The following is a 24,229-nucleotide window of genomic DNA, read 5'->3' as shown; positions in this document are numbered from 1 at the left end:
TTTCGCTAGTGTATATTAAAGTATTATTGTAAATTTATTTTTTAAGATGAAACAAGATAATTCAAACATACAGACTTTTAAAAGTATCTCTCAGTTGCTGTCTTATCTTCAACTGCCAGGACCAATGCACCCTCTTGTTGCTCTGGTCAATTATGATGATGTAGTGTTGAGTTCGTTTGAAAAAAATCAAAAGATTTGTCTTGATTTTTATAAAATTTCATTCAAAACCAATTTTAAAGGACAAATAAAGTACGGACACGGATATTATGATTTTGAAGAAGGAGGTTTAGCATTTTTAAAACCAAATCAAATCGTGGTTTCTTCAGAAAATTTAGAAAGCTACGAAGGATATTCATTGTATTTTCATCCTGATTTTATTAGAAATTACCCTTTAGGAACGGCTATAAATCAATATGGTTTTTTTTCGTATGCAGTTTCAGAAGGATTATTTTTATCTGCAAAAGAAAAGAAAATCATTCGAAATTTATTCAATACGATAACAGACGAATTAGAGAATAGTATTGACCAATTCAGTCAGGATGTTCTGGTTTCTCAAATAGAATTATTATTAAATTACAGTAATCGTTTTTACAATCGGCAATTCATTACCCGAAAAACAGTAAATCACGAAATAGTAAATGCTTTGGATAACCTTTTGCAGGAATATTTTATAAAAGAAAACAGTTTAGAAAAAGGTTTGCCATCGGTACAATTTGTTAGTAATCATCTCAATTTATCGCCTCGTTATTTAAGCGATATGCTGCGATCGCTCACAGGTCAAAACACGCAACAATACATTCAAAATAAGTTAATCGAGCAATCTAAAGATTTACTTAGCTCAACTTCATTGTCTGTAACAGAGATTGCCTACAAACTGGGTTTTGAGCATCCACAATCATTCAGCAAGCTTTTCAAGATAAAAACAAACCAATCTCCTTTACAATTTAGACAGTCCTTTAACTGAAATATTTTAAATATAAAACTTTTACCAATTGAGAAAATACCAGAAAAACAAGAAGATACTCCAGTTGAAACTAACCTATATAATAGTAATAACTTTTCTTTTTAATTGCAGTAATCTTCTTTACTCACAAAGAAAACATGTAATGGAAAGAAAAGAAAATGATATTATTATTAGCGAATATATAAAAACAGGAAAATATATTTTAAAAGATAGTAATGGACAAGTTTTATTGCAAGATTTAAGAGGGATGCAAAACTTAGGTGGCGGATATCAAGCGATAAACTCAAACAACGAATTAATTTACTTTTCTATAAATAAAGGCACTATAGAGTTAAAATCAGATGTTAATGAAATTAAATATATTGATTTCACTTGTGGCACAGTTCCTAATTATCAAGTCTCTGTAAAAGAAACTTTAAATCACTTTGAAATTATATTAAAGACTGATAATGCTATGGTTAACCAAGAAGATACAGTGGACATAATAGGTCAAATATCAAAAAGTGATGCAGATGATTGTTTCTTTATAAATTATGAAAAAGCATTTTCTTACGAGAATTATCCGGAAACAAATAGACTTTTAAATATTAAAAATGAGAATGCGAATTCTGTTATATTCAAGAAAAAGAATCTTTATGGAATTTTTCAAAAAACAGAAGCAATATACAGTGAAATAAAAATTGTTAATCTTATTACGAAAATCAAGAAAGACAATTTATATTCCTATTACGAAATAAATAACACTCCAAAATACAAGGAATTAGGTAATTTTGTGGGAGTATATGCGCGGTTTGAATTGCCTAATGGCAAAAAAGGATACTTGACAGGATCCGGTTATGAGTATATGGATGAATAATACTGTGCTAAATTTGTAATTCACAGTTTCTTAAGTCTATGAAAACAACCAAAATATAAAAAAATAAGCCGTCTAATGGACGGCTTATTTGTATGTTATCGAATTATTTTTAGATAAGCACTATAAGGATCATCTTTAAGAGAAGTTCGCAGATAAACTTCGTTTTCGTCTTTTGTTTTTAAGTCAAATTGAATTAAAGCTGCATCCGAATAATAAAACAGGGAATCATCAACTGGAAATTCAAAGTTTGAAATAGGATTGGTTGTTAATTTTGCTTCGGATGCTATTTCACCGTTTGATAAATCTATTTGAAAAAGTTTTTTCTTGCGGGTATATCCCCAAAGATTATCACTTTCCTCTGTAATGTATTCAACATTGTCACCTTTAAAATCAGTTTTCCATAACTGCGTTCCTGTTTTTGAATCAACAGCATATATAGAAGAAACTTCCTCACCTTGTGCTGCCAAATATATTTTTTTGTCTTTGCAAACTATACGTTCTTTGACACTATGTTGATTTTCATCTAATTTAAATTCCCATAAAATATCAAGTTTATCATGACTTAAGGCAAAAAGAATATTTTTTTCGTTTGCTATAAATATATTTTCACCATCTGTTACAGGTTTTCCGTAAATAGCTTCCTGAAAGGTTTTTTGATTAAGAAGTTTTCCTGTATTTGCATCAAAACTGTAGAAACTAGTTCCGCTTTGCGTAAAAATTTTATTGTCAAAAAAGAGAACCGGAATATCATTATTAGGAGAATCTAACTTGTAGCTCCATAGTAAACTGCCATTTTTTATATTAAGAGCATAAATGTTATTATTTTGAGCCGTTATATAAAGCTTTCCATTATTTATGGTTGGAATTTGATTTTTTAGTACAACCTGATCTGTAATAGTACCTATTCTTGATTTCCAAAAAACATCACCGCTTTGGTTATCCACTGCAAAAATCTCACCGTTAATAAACGGAATATAAACAACTCCATCTTGCAGTGTTATTTTATTAGCGCACATTTCAGTATAAGCATCTGTAGCTTTTACAGTCCAGTTGATACGTTCGGCTTCTAAATCAAATGATATAAGAGAGCCGTCGTAATCATAAATTAGGATTGATGTTTCGTCTAATGGAACTTTTGTAATCGGATTTATGACTTTATTAGTAACCACATCATTAGATTTTTCAGGCGCTGAGATGGTTGGCGTTTGCCCAAATATATTTATAAGACTAAATACAAATAAAAGAGTTATTAGTGTTTTTTTCATTTTAAAATTTGGCGTTTATGATTTGATTTCTTTCTCAGCAATAAATTTGCCAAATAAATAATATCTCTGTCAAATGTAGTAAAAAAATATTATAGCATTTTAGAAGATATATGCCTTTGAATTGTAATATAAAATGAAATATTGGTAAAATTGAGTTTGTGATTGATCTAAAACTTTCTTTCGAAAGAAATACCATTGAATACATATACACCACTTGGACTTGCTCCTCCAAACCACAATTCTCCTTGTTTACTTCTGTATATAGTCCAAATATGTTTACTGTCAAGTCCGTCATCTTTGGCAAAATTTTTCACGGAAGTGCCATTATATTTCCATACACCAGATCCTACAGTCCCAAACCAAATATTTCCTGAAGTATCCTCTCCAATGGAGAAAACTCTCTCAAGAGAATTGCCTTTGGTGTCCTCCTTTTTTAGTTTTTGTTGTGCTGTAAAATTGATTGTTTCTTTTCCATCATACTTAAGAACGCCAATTCCATTATTAGCAATCCAAAGATTCCCTTTGCTGTCTTCCATTATACTACGTATATGCAAAGAACCAGTTTGTCCGTTTAGTCCCAGATATTGATTGTCTATTATTTTAAAATTGGAGCAATTATAACCAATTACGGCACCGTACATTCCAAACCAAATTGTTCCATTTTTACCTTTCACGAAAGGCGTTGAAATGTAATATTTAAAGCCATCCCCAGGTTTAGGCGTCACAGGAAACAAGCGATAGGAAAGCTTTTGTCCTTCATATTGATACACTCCTGGATTCTTTTCAAGTTTATTGTAGCCCTCAATTTCATCCCCTTTAAACCAAAGGTCATTTTCGTTTAATTGCCATTCGTTCTTTGAAGTGTAATTTCGTTTTTTGTATATAGATAATTTTTTTCCATTATAAGTACTCAACCCTCTCCCACATTCAAACCAAATTATACCATTTTTATCTTCATAAATATTCCTGACCTGATTGTGACTTAATCCGTTTTCTGTCGTGAAATATTGGAGCTTGCCATTTTTAAGCAAACATACTCCTTCGTTGTAGCTACCAAACCAAATATTTCCTTTGCTATCTTCTAAAATTGAACGGACTCCCGAGGTATATTTCAATCTTATGTCACTGATTTTACTTTCAATTGGTTGAGTATTATTTTTAGCCTTATTTGATTGACTTTGATTATTACAAGAAATTGTTACAATAATCAAAAATGTGTAGTAAATGTTAAGTATGTATTTCCTGTTTAATTTTACTTTCATCTTAAGGATATTTTTCATAATTCACAATTTGTATATAACCAGATAATGCATATCATACTTATTATATTCAGTATGCAATGTACCATAAAGTTTTAAAAAAGAATATTTGGGATTTATATATTTTTTGAGCTAACAAAAATATAATCTAGTGAGGTTTGCAAGAGATATAAATAAAAAACGCCACTGTCTTCCAATGGCGTTGTTTGTCTTTATGTGGGCTTTCAGGGATCGCATCGAACACTTAATTGTAATTCTGACGTTTTTTAAAGGTTTAAAGTGATTAGCAGATCACGTTTTTGCCACAGATTTAAATCTTCATAAATTGCTGATCTAAAGAATGATAAGCTCTGTGCAGATCGAAAAAGTGAACTAAGGGTAAAACAATATGAGTATCAGTTTTTCTACATCTTAATTTTAACCTAAACGTTTTAAAATAAGTGATCGCAAACGTTCTTCATGCTCCTCTCCCCAATTCCCAATAGCTGCAATTACAGGAATTAGTGTTTTTCCAAAATCTGTCAGGCTATATTCGACTTTAGGAGGCACAACAGGGTAAATAATTTTTGAAACAAGTTCATGTTCCTCTAACTCCTTCAGCTGAATATTTAAAACCCTGCGTGAAGCATCTGGTATTTTACGCTGCAATTCACTTGGCCTTTTATGGCCTTCATTAATAAACCAAAGCAAACGTATCTTCCATTTGCCGTAAAGTACTTCACCTATTAGGTCAAGCCCGCAGTTTAAGTTAGGTATTATTTTTCTTTCATACATATTACAAAAGTAATCCTATGTTCCTATATGTGCAATAGGGGAATAATTTATCCCTATATGAATCGTAACTCCGTACTTGTGAGGAAGTAACATACTTCCGAGATTTGTACAATAGAAATTTAAAATACAACATAAGATGGATTATCAAAACGAATTATCAGGGAAGATTGCCTTAGTAACAGGAGGCACAAAAGGAGCCGGAAGAGCAATTGCAGAAAGACTGCTACAAGCTGGGGCAACGGTTATTATCACTGCAAGAAACGCACCGGAAAAAGAAAACAGCAAGCTGCATTTCATTCCTTCCGACTTGAGTAAAGCAGAAGGAACACAAAAAGTTGTCAGCGAAGTGCTGTCGGCTTACGGAAGGCTTGACATTTTGGTGAACAATCTTGGTTCTTCAACAACACCTGCCGGTGGCTTTACTGCATTATCTGATGAAGATTGGGAATCAACCCTACAGGCTAATTTGCTTGCTCCAGTTCGACTAGACAGGGGATTTTTACCTCAAATGATAGATCGAAAAAACGGAGTTATTATTCATATAGCTTCTATTCAAGGAATACTACCGCTATATGACTCCACTTTGCCTTATGCAGCTGCAAAAGCAGGATTGAGAAACTATAGTAAAAGTTTATCGAATGAAGTTTCACCTAAAGGTGTTCGGGTGCTGACTGTTTCTCCCGGATGGATTAATACAGGAGCATCTAAAGCTTGGTTGGCTGAGATTGCAAGAAACGCCAATAGCACTGTAGAAGAAGCACAGCAAGGCGTAATGGATGCATTGGGAGGAATACCATACGGCAGACCTGCTGAGCCGGAAGAAGTAGCTGAATTGGTTGGTTTTCTTGTCTCTCCGAGAGCCATTTATTTATCAGGAACCGAATATGTAATCGATGGTGGTACTGTACCAACAATTTAATAATCTTTAAAAATAATAACAATGAACTTACCAAAAGTATTAACTGACTTGATTAAAGCACAGAACGAATTTGACGCCGTGACGTATGCCAATTTGTTTTCAGAAACTGCCGTAGTCTTTGACGAAGGTAAAACGCATAACGGAAGACTTGAAATAGAGCGTTGGATCGATCACTCAAACAAGAACTACCAATCAGTGATGAAACCACTGAAATATACCGCAAACGGCACAACAAGCATCTTAACGGCAGAATGTTCAGGAACATTTCCAGGAAGCCCTATCGCGCTAAAATTTCACTTTGATATTGTTGATGAGCAAATTCATCATTTAAAAGTAACAGATTAAATATAGAAGAGAGTGCAACTGTTTACTATAAGTTATTTAAACAACAAAAGCCATTGTAATCCAATGGCTTTGTTTGTCTTTATGTGGGCGATGAGGGGTTCGAACCCCCGACCCCCTCGGTGTAAACGAGGTGCTCTGAACCAGCTGAGCTAATCGCCCTATTTTACTAGGCTGCTATCATTTCGTGATTGCGAGTGCAAATATACAGCTAGAATTTGTATTTGCAAGCATATTTATAAAAAAAGTGAAATATTTTTTCACATTAGTATTTATCAATCTGTTATTCAGTTTTTTAAAAAGTAAAGAGAATTTATCTTTTTCTTATTTATTTAGTTAAAAAACAAAATCTTAAACGGAATCGATAATATTCTTTTGTATTCATTTGCCAGAGTCATACATTTGCATACCTTAATTGTATTCAAATGGCAAGATTTCAAGAAAATGATTTACCGAAAGCTAAATTAGACTCTAATTCAATTCAAAAAGCACTTAAAATTTTTAAATACGGTAAAAATCACAAATGGAAATTTTTTCTGGGATTGATTTTTTTATTATTAACCAGCGCCACTGCCCTCGCCTTTCCAAAATTAATGGGAATGTTAGTTGATTGTGTTACCAATAAAAACCTTGCTAGAGCTAATGAAATAGCTGTTGGGCTTATGGTGATTTTGGTTCTGCAAGCTGTTTTTTCTTTTTTCAGAATTTCTCTTTTTGTAAATTTTACTGAAAACTCATTATCCAATATTCGTTTTGCATTGTATGAGAATCTGGTAAAACTTCCAATGTCTTTTTATTCTCAAAAGCGTGTTGGAGAACTTAACAGTAGAATCAGTGCTGATATATCTCAGTTACAAGACACTTTTACAACTACAATTGCCGAGTTTTTGCGTCAGTTAATCTTAATTATTGGAGGTTTTGTTATTTTAGGAAACATTAGCCCAAAATTAACCTTAATGATGTTGGCTATTGTGCCGATTGTAGCTGTTGCTGCAGTAGTTTTTGGAAGATTTATTCGTAAATACGGAAAAAAACACAAGATAAAGTAGCCGAAAGTCAGGTAATTGTTGAAGAAACATTACAGGGAATTAGTAATGTAAAAGCTTTTGCCAATGAATGGTACGAAATTCAGCGTTATAAAAATAAGATTAAGGAAATAGTAAAAATTGCAATTAAAGGCGGTCAATACCGTGGTTATTTTGCGTCGTTTATTATTCTTTGTCTTTTTGGATGTGTTGTAGCCGTTGTTTGGTACGGAATCACCCTTACGATCAAAGGCGAAGTTGAAGGCGTTGGAGATTTAATTTCTTTTGTTCTCTATACTACTTTTATTGGAGCTTCTTTTGGAGGAATCGCCGAAATGTACGCTCAAATTCAAAAAGCGGTTGGAGCAACAGAACGTGTTTTTGAATTATTGGAAGAAATTCCGGAAGATATTAAAGCAAGTCCTAAAGCTTCTTCTTTAGAAAAAATAAAAGGAAATGTAAGTTTCAACAATGTAGCTTTCAGTTATCCTTCCCGTAAGGAAGTTCAGGTGCTGAAAGAGGTAAATTTTAAAGCCGAATTTGGTCAAAAGATCGCAATCGTTGGCCCTAGTGGAGCCGGAAAATCAACTATATCTTCTCTTTTACTTCGCTTTTACGATATTACATCGGGAGAAATCCTTGTAGACGGAAAAAACATCTACGATTATGATTTGGAGAATCTTAGAGGTAATATGAGCATTGTTCCGCAAGATGTAATTTTATTTGGAGGAACCATTAGAGAAAATATTGCCTACGGAAAACCGGATGCAACAAATGAAGAAATCATGCTGGCCGCAAAACAAGCCAATGCCTTAAATTTTGTGGAAGGTTTCCCGGAAAAATTCGAAACTTTAGTTGGAGAACGCGGCGTAAAATTATCAGGAGGTCAACGTCAGCGTATAGCAATTGCACGTGCACTGCTTAAAAACCCAAGTATTTTAATTCTGGACGAAGCTACGTCTTCATTAGACAGTGAGAGCGAAAAACTGGTTCAGGAAGCTTTAGAAGTTTTAATGGAAGGAAGAACAAGCATTATTATTGCGCATCGCCTTTCGACCATTAGAAATGCTGATAAAATTTTAGTTCTCGATAACGGAAAAATTACGGAAGAAGGAACGCACCAGGAATTAATAAATCTTGAAAACGGAATCTACAAAAACTTAAGCAATCTTCAGTTTAGTAATTCTTAAAAAGGAAATTCCAATTTAAAAATTCCAAATTCCAATACAAAAAAATCCATTTGCTTTGCAAATGGATTTTTTTTGTAAAATGTAAAATTCAGAAATATTATTTTCCTTTTCTTCTATTACGTTCTGCTTTAATCATAGATAATTCGCGGCTTGTTTGCCCAGCAACTGAAGTATTTTCTTCAGCACGACGAATTAAATAGGGCATAACATCTTTTACAGGTCCAAACGGAAGATATTTTGCTACGTTATAACCGTTTTCGGCCAAATTATAGCTGATATTATCACTCATTCCGTACAATTGTCCAAACCAGATTCTGTTATCGTTTTTGGCAATACCTTTTTCCTGCATCATTTCCATCAATTTATAAGAACTCAATTCATTGTGAGTTCCTGCAAAAATTGACATTGTTTCTAAATGGTCTAACATATAATGTACAGCAGCATCATAATTAACATCTGTTGCTTCTTTCGAAATACAAATAGGCGAAACATAATTTTTCTCTTCTGCTCTTTTGTTTTCTTTTTCCATGTAAGCGCCGCGAACCAATTTCATTCCAATAAAAAATCCTTCATTTTTGGCAACTTCATGTAATTTTTTCAAATAATCCAAACGATCCCAACGGTACATTTGTAACGTATTAAAAACGATTGCTTTCTCTTTATTATATTTACGCATCATATCGGTAACCAAATCATCGGCAGCATCCTGCATCCAGCTTTCTTCACCATCAATCAATAAAGCAACATCTTTTTTATGTGCTTCGCTGCAAACATGATCAAAACGAGCTACTACTCTATCCCATTCTGCTTGTTCTGCAGCAGTTAGTGTTTGTTTTTCTCCTAATTTTTCATACAATTCAAAACGACCAAAACCTGTTGGTTTAAAAACTGCAAACGGAATTGCCAAACGTTCTTTAGCAAATTCAATCGTTTTTAAAGTCATTTGTAAAGCAGCATCAAATTGCTCTTCTTCTTCTTTTCCTTCAACTGAATAATCTAAAACAGACGAAACGCCTTTTGTAAACATTTTGTCTACCACTGTAATACAATCGTTTTCGTTTACACCACCACAAAAATGGTCAAAAACGGTTGCACGGATTAATCCTTCTACTGGAAGATTTGCTTTTATAGCAAAATTGGTAACAGCAGTTCCTATTCTAACTAAAGGCTGACTGTCAATCATTTTAAAAAGAAAATAAGCTCTATCGAGTTCTGTATCACTTTTCAACGAAAATGCAACTTGGGTGTTGTCGAATATTTTTTCCATTAAGTTTATTTTTTGTGCAAATATAGATAGAGTTTTGATTATTGTTCAGTTATAGAGGTGTTTTTTTGGTTTTACTTATGTTAAAACTCAATTAAAACTTAGATAATTAATTTAATGCAAATTTTCTATTGATTGAGCGTGAATAATAAATTGATTGCTGGAAATTATTATTATTTTATTGTTGTAAGATATTTTTTAGAAAATAAAATGTAAGTTTTTATTTATAAATGTATCTTTGTGAAAATTTATTACGATGGAAAAAAGTATCAATCTAAAATCAATTCTAAACAAAGGTTCATTAGTTCCAAATTATATTGTGTTACTCTTTATAGGAGCAATTTTATTAATTGATTTTTTACCCCATTCTAAAACTATAGATATACTTTATCCTCAATTTTTATATCTGTCGATATTAAATTTTGTAATGTCTATTTATTTATATTTCAATGTAAGAGAAATAACAATAGATGTTATTTCTTCCATAAAAAGATCTTATTTGTTTTGGGCCTATTTTACATTTATAATTCTTTGCGGATTATCAGTTCTTGCAGCAAAAAACACGACTTTGGTAATAGAAAAATTCATAGAATTGATAATTGCTTTTTGTCTCCTTATAAATTTGACAATCCTTTTAAAAAACAAACTTCACCTACTCCCTAAAATTATCCTTATAATTGGCATTGCCGCTTTTTTTCAATCTGTTTTAGAACTTTATTACTTAAAACAAAAAGCAAATCAAACCACAATAGTGACAGCACTTGGCTTAATGGCTGAAAGAGCAGGAAATATCAATATTTTGGCAGCAAGTTTAATGATTAAAATTCCCTTCTTGCTAATTGGGATAACGCATTTTTTGGGGCTTAAAAGAATCTTTTTATTAGTTACCCTTTTATTCGCAACAACTACTATTTTTTTAACGGGAGCAAGAACAGCACTTGTCAGCATTATTTTAATTTATATTCTATATGTTATTTATTATTTTAGAACATATTCTTTTAATAAATCATCATTTTACAGTTGTCTTACATTTATAATTCCGGTTATATTCTCTATCGGAATAACAAATGCTATTTTTAAAAAATCTGAAAATAATGATCGTTATACTTCTATAAATAACAGAATAAAACAAATTAATACTTCAGATGCTTCAGCAAACCTTAGGCTTTTGTTTTGGAATAATACGCTGCAATTAATTGAAAAACACCCAATAAACGGCGTTGGTTTAGGAAATTATAAAGTAGAATCTATTCCTTATGAGAAAACTCAAATGGATGATTCATCTATTTCCCTTCATTCTCACAATGATTTTTTAGAAATAACTTCTGAAACAGGAATCATTAATGGTTTGCTTTATATTTCCATTTTTGCATTTGTTTTTTTTGTAAACGCAAAACGAATTTTAAAAGCAGAGGATATCGAGACAAAAACAATAGCCATTTTAGTATTGATGCTAACCGTAGTGTATGTAATGGACTCGCTTTTGAATTTTCCAATGTTTAGACCTACAATGCTGATTTTTCTATGCTTATTATTGGTTTTAACAATAGTAAATACTCCAGAAATAAAGAGCTTCGAATATCATTCAGGCAAAAATAAAATTTATTTGGCTTTACTTCTGATTAGTGTTGTTACAACTTATTTCACATTTTTAGGATATAAAGCGTCAAACTTAGAATATGTAATACAAAAGGACAATCAAAATTCTTTTGTAAATAGTGTTCTTACCGGAGATGAATTAATTAAAGAATTGCCTAAATACAAAACAACACTTAGTACTGCTGAATCATTTTATGAATATGCCGGGATTTATTATATGAATGAAAAAAATATAATGAGGCTTTGAAGTATCTCTCTAAAGCAAATAAAATAAATCCGCATTTTGGGCGTATAGATTTTTATAAAATGCTTATTTCTAATGCAAAAGAAAACAGAGACAGCGCCTATATTTATGCCAAAGAAGCATTTTATTTGCGTCCAAGAAATTTAAACTTCTTTAAAATGTCAGCACAATTTGCCCGTGCAAAAGAGGATACGCAGGAAATATTAAAAGAGCATAAATTGATTACTCAATACAGAAAAATTCCTCAAGCCTGGCAAATAGCGGCAGAAGAACTTCAAAAAGCAAATTATGACAGTAATAAAACACTAAATTTTATAGACCTTGGACTGAAAGAATTTCCTGGAGACAGTATTTTGACGAAGCAAAAAAAGGACATTTTGGTTGGCAATTATATTAAAGAAGGACGATCTCTTGTAGATAAAGATAATTCGGGTAAAGAATTAAGTTTTTATATGAAAGCTCTTAAGATAGATCCTCAAAATGCTGACATAATGCAAAATATGGCCTTCTATTATTATAATAAAGCAAATTATAAACAATCATTATTCTATTTTTTGAATGCATTAAAATACAAAAAGTTTAATTCGGGAAGAACAGAATTCTTTATAGGGAATTGTTACTTAAAGCTTAATGACAAAGAAAATGCCTGTCAGTATTTCAATTTGTCCAATTCTAAAAACTTTCCTGATGCAAAACAGCAAATAGTTCAAAATTGTAAGTAATAAATCTCATCTGTACTAATACACGTGCAAATTCAAGTTTTATGCTATCTATACTGATTCTTTTTAGGGATTATTTTGTTTAAATTATAGAAAAACTTTGGACATTATTTAGTTAAAAATGCCTTATTTTGTGGTTTCAATTAACCAAAGAAATATGCAATCTATTCAAGCCAATAATTATTTAGTGCATTTCAACCAAAATGCATATGAAGCTTTAAATACACATTTAAAAGACAATAAATATTCAAATTTGTTTATCATAGTTGATAATGAGACAAATGAGCATTGTTTACCAAAATTTTTGCCTTTACTTGAAACCGATTTAACGATTGAAATAATTGAATTTGAATCTGGCGAGGTTAATAAAAATATTGAAACTTGTATTGAAATCTGGAACGTTTTAACGGAACTTGGTGCTGATAGAAAATCTCTTATAATTAATCTTGGCGGCGGCGTTGTCACGGATTTAGGCGGATTTGTAGCTTCGACTTTCAAACGCGGAGTTGATTTTATTAATATTCCAACTACCTTATTATCTATGGTTGATGCTTCTGTTGGAGGAAAAACTGGTGTTGACTTAGGAAATCTTAAAAACCAAATTGGAGTTATTAATGTACCTCAAATGGTCTTGATTGATACAAATTATCTTGAAACTTTATCGCAAAGTGAAATGCGCTCTGGTTTGGCAGAAATGCTGAAACACGGCTTAATCTACGATGCACCATACTGGAAACAATTTTTAGATTTAAAATCTATTGATTATGCTGATTTTGATGAATTAATTTATCGTTCTGTAGAAATCAAAAATGAAATTGTAATACAAGATCCAACAGAAAAAAACATTCGTAAAGCCTTAAATTTTGGTCATACTTTAGGTCATGCCATAGAAAGTTATTTTCTGGAAAGTGAAACTAAAAAAACATTATTACACGGTGAAGCAATTGCTGTTGGAATGATTCTTGAAAGTTATATTTCATGGCAGAAAAATTTAATTACAGAAGCAGAATATACTGAAATCAAAAACGCAATTAAAAACATTTATGACTATGTAGCGTTTGAAGAAAATGACATCGATCCTATCTTAGAATTACTTATTCATGATAAAAAAAATGAGTACGGATTGATTCAATTTGCACTTATTGAAGGAATCGGAAAAATAAAAATTAACCAATCCGTTGAAAATAAATTGATTCTGAATGCGTTTCAAGATTATAAATCTTAAACTTTTTTTAATTAAAACCATTGCTTTAGGTATATATTATTTTTTACATTTGCCACGATGAAAACAAACAATAAACAGAGAAATTTTAGTTCTTATAGAAACCGACTCAATAGTTCTTTACTAAGGATGTTGAACCGTTTTTATAATAGCAAAAGTCCGTTTTGTTTTGATGTTTTCTCATGCTCAAAAGCAGAACACGAAAAACTGCAAATTATATTTGCCAATATCAGGGTTTGAATTTAAGATTATTATCGTATCTTAAATTAAAAAATTACAATCCTAAAATATTGAAAAATAAATGAATACAAAATATTCTGACCTAATAAATCAAACTTACTATTTTCCACAAGAGGAATTTAAATTAAATAAAGACAACTTACAATTTCACAATATCGATTTGATGAAATTAGTTGAGCAGTATGGCACGCCATTAAAATTTACTTATTTACCTCAAATTTCTGAAAATATCAATAAGGCAAAAGCCTGGTTCAGAAAATCAATGGAAAAGAATAAGTACGAAGCAAAATATTACTATTGTTATTGTACAAAAAGCTCTCATTTTGAATATATTATGAATGAAGCTTTTAAAAACAACATTCATATTGAAACATCATCAGCGTTTGATGTTAATATTGTTGAGAATTTGTTAGAAAATGGTAAAATCAACAAAAGTACTTATGTTATTTGCAATGGTTTTAAAAGAGATGAATATATCAGCAATATTGCGAGATTAATCAATAACGGACATAAAAATACTATTCCGATCATTGACAACTATGAAGAACTTGATTTGCTTCAGGGAGAAATCAAAGGAAAATTCAAAATTGGAATTCGTATTGCAGCTGAAGAAGAGCCTAAATTTGAGTTTTATACTTCAAGATTAGGAATTGGATATAAAAACATTGTTTCGTTTTACAAGAAACAAATTCAGGAAAATGAAAAGTTAGAGCTTAAAATGCTTCACTTTTTTATTAATACCGGAATAAATGATACAGCATATTACTGGAATGAGTTAGTAAAATGTATTAAAGTATACATTGCGCTTAAAAAGGAATGCCCTACTCTGGACGGATTAAACATTGGAGGCGGTTTCCCTATTAAAAATTCACTTGCATTTGAATATGATTATCAATACATGATTGATGAAATTATCAATCAAATTAAAATCGCTTGTGATGAAGCTGAAGTTGATGTTCCAAATATTTTTACAGAATTTGGATCGTTTACAGTAGGTGAAAGCGGTGGTGCTATCTATCAGATATTGTATCAAAAACAACAAAATGATAGAGAAAAATGGAATATGATTGATTCGTCATTCATTACTACTTTGCCGGATACTTGGGCTATAAACAAACGTTTTATCATGCTGGCGGTTAATCGTTGGAATGATACTTACGAGCGGGTTTTATTAGGAGGATTGACTTGTGATAGTGACGATTATTACAATTCAGAACAAAATATGAACGCTATTTATTTGCCTAAATACAACAAAGAAAAACCATTGTATATTGGTTTCTTTAATACTGGTGCATATCAGGAAACTATTGGAGGATATGGAGGTTTACACCACTGTTTGATTCCGCAGCCTAAACATATTTTAATAGATCGTGACGAAAACGGAATTTTAGCTACCGAAGTTTTCTCAGAACAACAAACTTCTGACGATGTATTGAAAATTTTAGGATACACAAAAAAAATATAAAAAAAACCTGCAAATTAAATGTTAATATATATAAAATTGTTAATTTGCAGTATCATGTAAAAGGTCAAACTTTTAATTCAAAAAAAAACAAAAAAACAAAAAAAAATGAAAGGACCTATCAGTCAGTTTATTGAAAAACATTATTTACACTTTAACTCTGCTTCTCTTGTGGATGCTGCAAAAGCATACGAACAACAATTAGCAAACGGTGCTAAAATGATGGTAAGTATGGCTGGCGCTATGAGTACAGCAGAAATTGGTAAAATTTTTGCCGAAATAATTAGACAAGATAAAGTACAGATTATTTCTTGTACCGGAGCCAATCTAGAAGAAGATATCATGAATTTGGTTGCACACTCTCACTACGAAAGAGTGCCTAACTATCGTGATTTGACACCAGAAGACGAATGGGCTTTGCTTGAAAGAGGATTAAATCGTGTTACAGACACTTGTATTCCTGAGCATGAAGCATTTCGTCGTTTGCAAAAACACATTTATAAAATCTGGAAAGATGCTGATGATAAAGGTGAACGTTATTTTCCGCATGAATTCATGTATAAAATGCTATTATCAGGTGTCTTAGAAGAATATTATGAAATAGATTTAAAAGATAGCTGGATGTATGCAGCAGCAGAGAAAAATTTACCTATTATTGTTCCGGGTTGGGAAGACAGTACAATGGGAAATATCTTCGCTTCTTACGTAATCAAAGGAGATTTGAAAGCTTCTACCATGAAATCCGGAATTGAATATATGACATTCCTTGCTGATTGGTATCCAAAAAATAGTACTAACGGAATTGGATTTTTTCAAATTGGTGGTGGTATTGCAGGAGATTTTCCTATTTGTGTTGTTCCAATGTTGTACCAGGATATGGAAATGCATGATATACCGTTTTGGTCTTATTTCTGCCAAATTTCAGATTCAACAACTAGTTACGGATCTTATTCCGGAGCAGTTCCAAACGAGAAAATCACTTGGGGTAAATTAGATATTAAAACCCCTAAATTTATTATTGAGTCGGATGCTACAATTGTAGCTCCATTAATTTTTGCTTACTTATTAGATTTATAGGATATTTATGAAAAGAGTTATAGTAGACTACGCTAAACTTACCAATGAAATTTTAAACCTTTTGGTAGAAAAATTTCCTGATGGTTATGATGATTCGGATGTTATCCGTTTTAGAAATGCTAAAAACGAATTGATCGAAGCTGTTGAAGTACGTACTGAAGACACTATTTATTTAGTAAAAATTAGTACTAAACTTGCTGACAGAATTGAGAATTACGATGAAGACGATGATATTGACGTTGATGTTGATACAATCGAACCAGTAAAAGGTCTTGATCTTGACGATGATATTGATGACGACGATGATGACGATGCAGTAGACAAACCAGATACAGATGGCGGAGATGACGACGACGACGATGACAGAGACCCAGATGATATCGCTGATGACGATGATGAAGACGACGAAGATTAATTTATCTCCTTCAAAATAAAGTAAAGGAACTCTATACGGAGTTCCTTTTTTATTTTGAATACTAAAATCATGTATTTTTTTATAAGTAAAATCTTATATTTATAATTTCTTTAATATATTTACTTTCGCAAATAAAAGCCCAATGAATTCAGATATATTACACGCCAAACTAAAAGAAAATTTTGGTTTTGAAAAATTCAGACCTAATCAGGAAACCATAATCAACACTATTCTTTCGGGTCAGGATACTTTGGCTATTATGCCAACAGGTGGCGGAAAATCGATTTGTTTTCAATTACCGGCTTTGGTTTTACCAGGAATTACAATTGTAATTTCTCCTTTAATTGCCTTAATGAAGGACCAGGTAGATAGTTTAAAGACCAACGGAATTTCAGCTTGTTATATAAATAGCAGCCAATCCAGCGAAGAGCAACAATTTTATATAGAGAATTTAAAATCGAATACTTTTAAGCTTGTTTATATTGCTCCGGAAAGTTTATCCTATTTAGATGTTGTTTTTAACGAATTGACAATCAGTTTAATTGCTATAGATGAAGCGCATTGTATTTCATCCTGGGGACATGATTTTAGACCGGCATATACTAATTTAGGATATTTAAAAAGCCGCTTCCCTTCTACTCCAGTGCTGGCTTTGACAGCTACTGCAGATAAAGCGACGCGTACTGATATTACAAAACAACTAAAATTAAGAAATCCGAAAACTTTTGTCGCATCCTTTGACAGAAAAAACTTAAGCCTTGAAGTTCGTCCTGCATTAGATCGTGTTAAACAAATTATTGATTTTGTAGAAAGCAAACCCAATGAATGCGGAATTATTTATTGTCTGAGCCGAAAAACTACAGAAGAACTTGCCGAGAAACTGCGAAATAAAGGAATTACGGCAAAAGCATATCATGCGGGTCTGGATAATAAAGTTCGTGCACAAACACAAGATGAGTTTATTAATGATGATTGTCAGGTTGTTTGCGCAACGATTGCTTTTGGAATGGGAATTGATAAATCGAATGTGCGCTGGGTTATTCATTATAATTTGCCTAAAAATATTGAAGGCTATTATCAGGAAATTGGCCGTGCCGGTCGTGACGGACTGCCGGCAGAAACAGTTTTATTTGAAAGTTATGCCGATGTAATCCAACTTCAGAAATTTGCTTCAGAAGGATTAAATTCTGATGTTCAGCTGGCAAAACTGGAGAGAATGAAACAATATGCAGATGCTTTAAGCTGCAGAAGAAAAATTTTACTTTCCTATTTTGGTGAATTGGTTAATGAAAATTGTGGTAATTGTGACATTTGTAAAAAACCACCCGTATTTTTTGACGGGACTATTTTGGCTCAAAAAGCATTATCGGCCATTACTCGTTTGCAGGAATCTGAGCCTTTGGCAGTAATTGTAGACTTTTTAAGAGGCTCGAAAAACGCATATATCTACGAAAAAAATTATCAGAGCTTAAAAACGTACGGAATTGGCGCTGACATTTCGTGGTATGACTGGAATCAGTACCTTATTCAGTTGATTAATCTGGGATACCTTGAAATTGCCTTTCATCAGCACAATAAAATTTTGCTTACTCCTTTTGCCAAAAAAGTTTTATTTGAAGGTGAAAAAGTAAAATTGACGACGGTTGTTAAAAAAGTAATTGATAAAAACGAAATCAAAGAAACAAAAGCTAAAACTGCTAAAAATTCACTTTTTGAAATACTTCGAAAATTACGCTACGAAATTGCAAAGGACGAAGAAGTTCCTGCTTATGTAATTTTTAGTGATGCTGTATTAAGACAAATGGAAATTTTGCGCCCAATGAGCGATGAAGAATTTCTTGCCATTGATGGTGTTGGTAAGGCTAAACTTGAAAAATATGGTCAGGAATTTATAGATGCAATTGTTTATTATGAAAAAGTAAAAAAAGCAAACACTAAAGCTAAAAAAGAAGGCAACACTTATAAAACAACTTTAGAACTTTTCAAAAACGGAAACAGCGTTGAAGAAATTGCAGGAAAACGAAATTTAGGGCAAACAACGATTGTGTCGCATTTGGCAAAACTATATGTAGATGGAGAAGATATAGATTTAAGTTCATTTGTTACAGATAGCGAAGTTCAGCAATTACACAAGGCACAAGTTGAACTTGAATATCCAACAGCATTAAAGCCATATTATGATCACTTTGAAGAAAAATTATCTTATGATAAAATTCGTTTTGGTCTCGCTATTGTTGAAAGGAATAAATAATTGCGGGTAAAAGTCCTTGCGAGGAAATTCTAAAAAAACAAAAAATCCTGTGAAGTTTATTTCACAGGATTTTTTTATGCTAAATATTTGAACATTACAAATACCTTTCTTCAAAAACTTTTTGATGATGTTTTTGATGACCAATAATTACAAAACCTAAAGCACGCACTGAAATCTGAATGTTAGAAGCAGTTCCAATACGTTTAAGTTGTTCTTCAGATAAACTTTTGTAAAATAATAAATTTGAATGCCTTAGCGCAGATAATTCTGTTAGTAAATCCTGAATACTTCTCCCATTTGCATTGGTATTGTTTGCATAATCATCTTCTTCAAAACTTGCCAAAGCAGTTTTGTCATTTCTTGAAAAACGTAAAGCACGATAGGCAAAAATACGCTCGCAATCTATTAGATGCTGAATAATATCTTTAATTGTCCATTTTCCTTCTGCGTAGCGATAATCAAATTTATCCATTGGGATATTTTGAACAAACCGGATAAAATCATGCAGAGAAATCTCTAATTCTTCTATTAGGTTTACCTCTCCGGCTTCACGAATATATGTTGCAAATCCGCCTGAATATTCATTTTCTAATAATTGGTTTGAATTCATTTCTATTACTTTTTGTTATAAAATAAATTAAAATTCTAGTCTTAGGCTGAGTTTCTACTCGCGTTTGTATTTCCGAAAAGAGATCTTGTTACGATTTTTTCGTAAACTTTAATCAACTCTTCATTATTGCCATTTTCTTTGTTTAGCTCATTAATTCTCAACAAAGCATATTGCTGTATTGTCAACAATGGCATAACGATACGTTCTCTTATTTGAATAGAAGCTATACCATCAGGATAATTTTCCATCAATGTTTTATGACCTGCAATTTTAAGCAAAAGACGTTTTGTTTCTAGAAACTCGTCGTAAATAATTTGCCAGAATTCACCAAATTCAGGGTCTTTTTTCATGTAAGCTGTTAGAGGAAAAAATGATTTTGCCAATGACATCATACTATTTTCAAGCAATGTTCTAAAGAATAATGAATTATGATACAAATCACTTACTTTATCCCATTGATTATTGTCTTCAAAATATTTCAACGCAGTTCCTACTCCAAAAAATCCCGGTACATTTTGTTTCAATTGACTCCAAGAACCTACAAAAGGAATTGCTCTTAAATCAGCAAAATCCAATTGTTCAGATTTACTTCTTTTAGAAGGACGGCTTCCAATATTTGTTTTAGAATAATACTTTAACGTACTCATCTTTTCTAAATACGGAATAAACTTTGGATGATTTTTAAAACTTAGGTATTTATCATATCCTAAACCAGCCAATTGAGTTAAAATCTCAGTTTCTGTAGCAGTTAACTCGTTTTTCTCTTTGCTAAAAACCTGATTCGTTACACCGGCACTCAATAAGTTTTCGATGTTATAACGACAAGAATCCAGAGTTCCGAAATTTGAACTAATCGTTTGTCCCTGAACTGTAATCTGAATTTCGTTATTTTCAATTTTTGGCCCTAAAGACGCATAAAATTTATGTGTTTTTCCACCACCACGAGCAGGAGGTCCACCACGGCCATCAAAAAAAATAGCTTTAATGCCATATTTTCTTGAAATTTCCGTCAATGCAATTTTAGCCTGGTAAATACTCCAGTTTGCCATTAAATAACCACCATCTTTAGTTCCGTCAGAGAAACCAAGCATAATAGTTTGTTTATTGCCTCTCGCTTGTAGATGTTTAGAATATTCAGGATTTGTATACAACTGCTCCATTATTTCATGTGCATTCTGTAAATCATCAACTGATTCAAAAAGCGGAATAATATCAACGGTAGGATTTTCCCAATTGTTCAAACGAATCATGGCAAAAGTTTCCATAACATTCAGCGCACTTTCGTTATTACTAATAATATAACGGTTAGCACCAAATTCTCCATTATTTTGCTGAATCGTTTTTATAGCCTGAACAGATTCTAAAGTAGATCTGGTAATTTCATCTTCAAAATGTTCAGGATTCAATTCTCCTTTTACTTTTGATAAAACAACCAGTTTTTCTTCTTCGGATAATTCATAATAGTTTTCAGGGAAAATTTTCGAACCTGAATTCAAATAATAATTTACAACATCTTTGAAAACGGCGTTGTGAATTTTACTATTCTGGCGAATATCCAAAGTCGCAAAATGGAATCCGAATAAATTAATTTTTACTAAAAAGGCATCCAATTCATCTAAATACAATGATTGGTGTTTTTCAATAATAATGTTTCGAATTGCATTAAGCTGAGATAATAATTCGTCTAAAGTAATATAGATTTCTCCTTTTGAATAAAAAACAGAACGATAAAGTTTTTGTTCAAGATCTGATACTAAAGTATCTACCCCTGAGAAAGTTAGCTTTCTTTTTAAACTTCTCATTTCAACATAATAACACTTCAAAATCGAAGTACGCAAACGTTCAGCAACTTTCAAAGTAATTTCAGTTGTCACAAAAGGATTTCCGTCACGGTCTCCTCCCGGCCAAAAACCAAGCTTGATTAATTGGTTTTGAATAGCATTTCCGTGAAGGATATTTTTTTGCAGATAATGTACAATTTCTCCGGATGTTGCATAGAAAACATTCTCCAGATACCAAATCAAACTTACCGCTTCATCGTAAGGATTTGGTTTTTCATTTTGAATAAATGGAGTTTTACCCAGCTGAGCCAGTAATTGTTTAATCTGCAATAGATTATTCAATCGAATTGCTTCGGTTAAATCATTTATAATTCCAAGTACCGGACCTGGATAAAATTGAGTAGGATGCGCCGTTAATACCGTTCTTACATTGAAATTTTCAAGAAATTCAATAAGATCGTCGTCTTTTTCCTTTGCATCTGATTTTTCTTTGATATCACGAAGAGAACCACGCCCTTCCATATTGTTTACAACCGGAAAAGCAGCATCTTCAATGGCATCAAATAACACAATCTGACGTTCTATGTATTGAATAAATCGAAACATTAAATCGATTTTTTCAGTTTCAGTTGCGTTATTTAAAAATTTATTAGAAAAGAAATCAAAAATTTCTTTTGGTGTTTCCTGTTTTTTAAAGCCCGTTTCGCAAGTTTCTGTAAATAAAGGAAGTAAAACTCCCGTATTATCTATAGAATCAAAAGGTAATGTTATAAAAACACTATTATAAATGTGGTATTTTGAGAGAACATCTTGATTAAAGCGCTCAATTTTGGGTAACGTATACATAATCGTGTTATAGTTGGTTGGTTAATTGGTCATAAAAAAACCCCAAGAATAAACTTGAGGTTATATTTTAATATAGCATTCAAGAAAATATTACATATTTTTAAATATAGTATGCATCAAACGCTTCTTATCGTTTATACTTTCTTCTAATGAAATCATTGTTTCTGTTCTGTAAACGCCTTCGATATCGTCGATCATGAAAATAACTTCCTTCGCGTGTTTCGTATCTTTCGCTCTGATTTTACAGAAAATATTGAATTTCCCGGTAGTTACAGAAGCCACAGTTACGAAAGGAATTTGGTTTATTCGCTCTAATACAAATTTAGTTTGAGAGGTATTATTAAGAAACACACCTACATAAGCAATAAATGAATACCCTAATTTATCGTAATCTAAGGCTAATGAAGATCCCATTATAATTCCTGCGTCTTCCATTTTTTTTACTCTAACATGTACTGTTCCAGCAGATATCAATAATTTTTTTGCAATGTCAGTAAACGGAACTCTCGTATTGTCTATTAACATATCTAAAATCTGGTGATCTACTTCATCTAAACGAAATTTACTCATAATTCTTTAATTAATATTACTAATTGCTATAACAAAGTATAAAAATATGTATAAAAAATAACAAATTCACATAAAAATTAACTTTTTGTCAATCCGTTAACAAATTTAACATTTTTATTTAAATAAAAATTTGCTTTTTGATTCAATTTCGGAATGTTATTAAAGTCATCTGTATAATCTGCACCTTGAGCATCATATTCATAATGACCAAAATAATTTTCCAAGTCGCCTACTTCAACTATGTAAGCGTTAAACTGAATCTTATTTTCAATCAATTCTTCTTTGTATTGTGCGACAAAATTCGTAATAATTTCGATACCATCATAATTTATTTTGATGTTTTTATACATAAAATCATAAAAAACGACTTTATTTTGTGAAATATTCAAATAATCATTAATTCGATTGTCAACTAAATCGTTTTCGGAAAGAAGTTTAAAACTCGAAATTAGTGAGAAAAATAGGATTTTTCGGGTAATTTCTCTTTGATAATCGTTCGGAAAATGACCAGCTTCAAATAAAATAGTTGGAACTCCTAAGAACTGAAAGGTATCTCCAATACAATTAATATTGAATGAATCATCAAAACGTCCCACCTGTCCCGGAATATACTCCTGTAATACATCATTAAGGCCTGCAATAAGGTTTATGGCTTTTAATCTGTTATCATTTATATCACGAGCTTCATTATAAGATGGTGCCAAAAAAGAAACAGTTGCCGGTTTACCGCTATCTCCCGCGCCAAAAATTGTGCGCTGATCATGAAGATTAAAACAATAATGAGGTTTAAAATCTTCAAATACTTTCCTTAAAATAATACTCTCTGGCTGAGTCAGATTCTGCGAATCTCGGTTTAAGTCAATTTTATTGGCATTTTCACGAGTATAAAGCGCCGCCCCGTCAGGATTTAGAATTGGAATAGTGTAAAAAGTAAACGTTTTTAGCATTTTATCTGCAAAATCCGACTTGCCGTTTAATACATTAATAAAATCAAAAAGCGCTTTGGTTGTAGTGCTTTCATTTCCGTGCATTTGAGACCATAAATAAATACGAGATTCTCCTGTACCAATTTCATAACTATATATAGGTTTGTTTAAAACCGAATGTCCAATAATTTTTACCTGATTATTAGTATTTAGTTTATCTAATAATGGCTGAATATGATCTAAAGTTAGATAACGTCCCGCAATAGATTGCTCTTTGTATTGATTAAATAATTCTTCTAAATTCATTGTAATTTGATTAGTTTACAAAAGTAAACATCTTTATTTTTACAATTGTAAACATCGGGAATTTGAAATTATTTAGAAATGTAAACAGTTTTTAAGCTCTGAG

Annotated in this window: 19 protein-coding genes, 1 tRNA gene and 1 pseudogene; 12 read left to right on the top strand and 9 right to left on the bottom strand. The window is 31.7% G+C overall.

The window, feature by feature from the left end; genetic code table 11:
* Positions 1-46 precede the first annotated feature (46 nt).
* Positions 47-964 carry a helix-turn-helix domain-containing protein gene (locus tag ACZZZT_RS15210; protein ID WP_463461015.1) on the top strand — a complete coding sequence of 306 codons (918 nt, stop codon included), beginning with the start codon at positions 47-49 and terminating at the stop codon, positions 962-964.
* Positions 965-1,106: 142 nt separating this feature from the next.
* A complete protein-coding gene (locus tag ACZZZT_RS15205) occupies positions 1,107-1,820 on the top strand; it encodes a hypothetical protein (protein ID WP_463461014.1) in 714 nt (237 codons plus the stop codon).
* A gap of 95 nt (positions 1,821-1,915) precedes the next feature.
* Here the strand turns inward: ACZZZT_RS15205 and ACZZZT_RS15200 are convergent, their stop codons facing one another.
* The 3 genes from ACZZZT_RS15200 to ACZZZT_RS15190 form a co-directional block, all read right to left on the bottom strand.
* On the bottom strand, positions 1,916-3,085 hold the full coding sequence (locus ACZZZT_RS15200; protein ID WP_463461013.1) for an outer membrane protein assembly factor BamB family protein: 1,170 nt from the start codon (positions 3,083-3,085) through the stop codon (positions 1,916-1,918).
* Between the two features lie 167 nt (positions 3,086-3,252).
* Entirely contained in the window at positions 3,253-4,365 is a 1,113-nt protein-coding gene (locus ACZZZT_RS15195; RefSeq protein WP_463461012.1) for a ligand-binding sensor domain-containing protein, read from the bottom strand.
* A gap of 396 nt (positions 4,366-4,761) precedes the next feature.
* The gene (locus tag ACZZZT_RS15190) at positions 4,762-5,118 is read right to left on the bottom strand and encodes a winged helix-turn-helix transcriptional regulator (RefSeq protein ID WP_310281044.1); all 357 of its coding nucleotides are present in this window, start codon (positions 5,116-5,118) and stop codon (positions 4,762-4,764) included.
* Between the two features lie 136 nt (positions 5,119-5,254).
* Between ACZZZT_RS15190 and ACZZZT_RS15185 the strand changes: the two genes are divergently transcribed.
* Positions 5,255-6,037, top strand: coding sequence for an SDR family oxidoreductase (locus ACZZZT_RS15185; RefSeq protein ID WP_463461011.1), 783 nt, complete (start codon positions 5,255-5,257; stop codon positions 6,035-6,037).
* Positions 6,038-6,058: 21 nt separating this feature from the next.
* Positions 6,059-6,382: a nuclear transport factor 2 family protein gene (locus tag ACZZZT_RS15180; RefSeq protein ID WP_463461010.1), complete on the top strand. Its 324-nt coding sequence runs from the start codon at positions 6,059-6,061 to the stop codon at positions 6,380-6,382.
* A gap of 84 nt (positions 6,383-6,466) precedes the next feature.
* On the opposite strand, the gene ACZZZT_RS15175 is transcribed toward ACZZZT_RS15180, so the two are convergent.
* Positions 6,467-6,541: transfer RNA gene (locus ACZZZT_RS15175), tRNA-Val, on the bottom strand.
* Positions 6,542-6,804: 263 nt separating this feature from the next.
* Here ACZZZT_RS15175 and ACZZZT_RS15170 point away from each other — a divergent pair.
* Positions 6,805-8,594, top strand: a pseudogene (locus ACZZZT_RS15170) (ABC transporter ATP-binding protein).
* A gap of 97 nt (positions 8,595-8,691) precedes the next feature.
* Here ACZZZT_RS15170 and ACZZZT_RS15165 read toward each other — a convergent pair.
* On the bottom strand, positions 8,692-9,861 hold the full coding sequence (locus ACZZZT_RS15165; protein WP_463461009.1) for a proline dehydrogenase family protein: 1,170 nt from the start codon (positions 9,859-9,861) through the stop codon (positions 8,692-8,694).
* Between the two features lie 253 nt (positions 9,862-10,114).
* Here ACZZZT_RS15165 and ACZZZT_RS15160 point away from each other — a divergent pair, with 253 nt between their 5' ends.
* The 7 genes from ACZZZT_RS15160 to recQ all read left to right on the top strand — a co-directional run bounded on the left by ACZZZT_RS15160 (position 10,115) and on the right by recQ (position 19,087).
* Positions 10,115-11,704: an O-antigen ligase family protein gene (locus tag ACZZZT_RS15160; protein ID WP_463461008.1), complete on the top strand. Its 1,590-nt coding sequence runs from the start codon at positions 10,115-10,117 to the stop codon at positions 11,702-11,704.
* A complete protein-coding gene (locus tag ACZZZT_RS15155; RefSeq protein ID WP_463461007.1) occupies positions 11,701-12,423 on the top strand; it encodes a tetratricopeptide repeat protein in 723 nt (240 codons plus the stop codon). Before ACZZZT_RS15160 ends, ACZZZT_RS15155 begins: the two co-directional genes overlap by 4 nt.
* Before the next feature lie 154 nt (positions 12,424-12,577).
* Entirely contained in the window at positions 12,578-13,645 is a 1,068-nt protein-coding gene (gene aroB, locus ACZZZT_RS15150; RefSeq protein WP_463461006.1) for a 3-dehydroquinate synthase, read from the top strand.
* A 298-nt stretch (positions 13,646-13,943) separates the two neighbouring features.
* Positions 13,944-15,347: a type III PLP-dependent enzyme domain-containing protein gene (locus ACZZZT_RS15145; RefSeq protein WP_042566950.1), complete on the top strand. Its 1,404-nt coding sequence runs from the start codon at positions 13,944-13,946 to the stop codon at positions 15,345-15,347.
* A gap of 105 nt (positions 15,348-15,452) precedes the next feature.
* A complete protein-coding gene (locus ACZZZT_RS15140) occupies positions 15,453-16,421 on the top strand; it encodes a deoxyhypusine synthase family protein (RefSeq protein WP_007811609.1) in 969 nt (322 codons plus the stop codon).
* Positions 16,422-16,428: 7 nt separating this feature from the next.
* Positions 16,429-16,836: a DNA primase gene (locus ACZZZT_RS15135; RefSeq protein WP_463461005.1), complete on the top strand. Its 408-nt coding sequence runs from the start codon at positions 16,429-16,431 to the stop codon at positions 16,834-16,836.
* Between the two features lie 142 nt (positions 16,837-16,978).
* Positions 16,979-19,087 (top strand): DNA helicase RecQ, encoded by a 2,109-nt coding sequence (gene recQ / locus ACZZZT_RS15130; RefSeq protein WP_463461004.1) that lies wholly within the window; start codon positions 16,979-16,981, stop codon positions 19,085-19,087.
* A 94-nt stretch (positions 19,088-19,181) separates the two neighbouring features.
* Here the strand turns inward: recQ and ACZZZT_RS15125 are convergent, their stop codons facing one another.
* From ACZZZT_RS15125 to ACZZZT_RS15110, 4 genes are all read right to left on the bottom strand, one after another.
* Positions 19,182-19,697, bottom strand: a complete 516-nt coding sequence (locus tag ACZZZT_RS15125; protein WP_463461003.1) for a DinB family protein — start codon at positions 19,695-19,697, stop codon at positions 19,182-19,184.
* Between the two features lie 41 nt (positions 19,698-19,738).
* Entirely contained in the window at positions 19,739-22,324 is a 2,586-nt protein-coding gene (locus ACZZZT_RS15120) for a phosphoenolpyruvate carboxylase (protein WP_073398258.1), read from the bottom strand.
* A 90-nt stretch (positions 22,325-22,414) separates the two neighbouring features.
* Positions 22,415-22,894 carry an Lrp/AsnC family transcriptional regulator gene (locus ACZZZT_RS15115; protein WP_007805990.1) on the bottom strand — a complete coding sequence of 160 codons (480 nt, stop codon included), beginning with the start codon at positions 22,892-22,894 and terminating at the stop codon, positions 22,415-22,417.
* 77 nt (positions 22,895-22,971) lie between these two features.
* The gene (locus ACZZZT_RS15110; RefSeq protein WP_463461002.1) at positions 22,972-24,126 is read right to left on the bottom strand and encodes a M14 family metallopeptidase; all 1,155 of its coding nucleotides are present in this window, start codon (positions 24,124-24,126) and stop codon (positions 22,972-22,974) included.
* Positions 24,127-24,229 lie beyond the last annotated feature (103 nt).

This window comes from Flavobacterium sp. AC274 (assembly GCF_979258275.1).
Note: the sequence above shows the minus strand (reverse complement) of the source record. Positions and strands in the feature narration are given on the sequence as shown.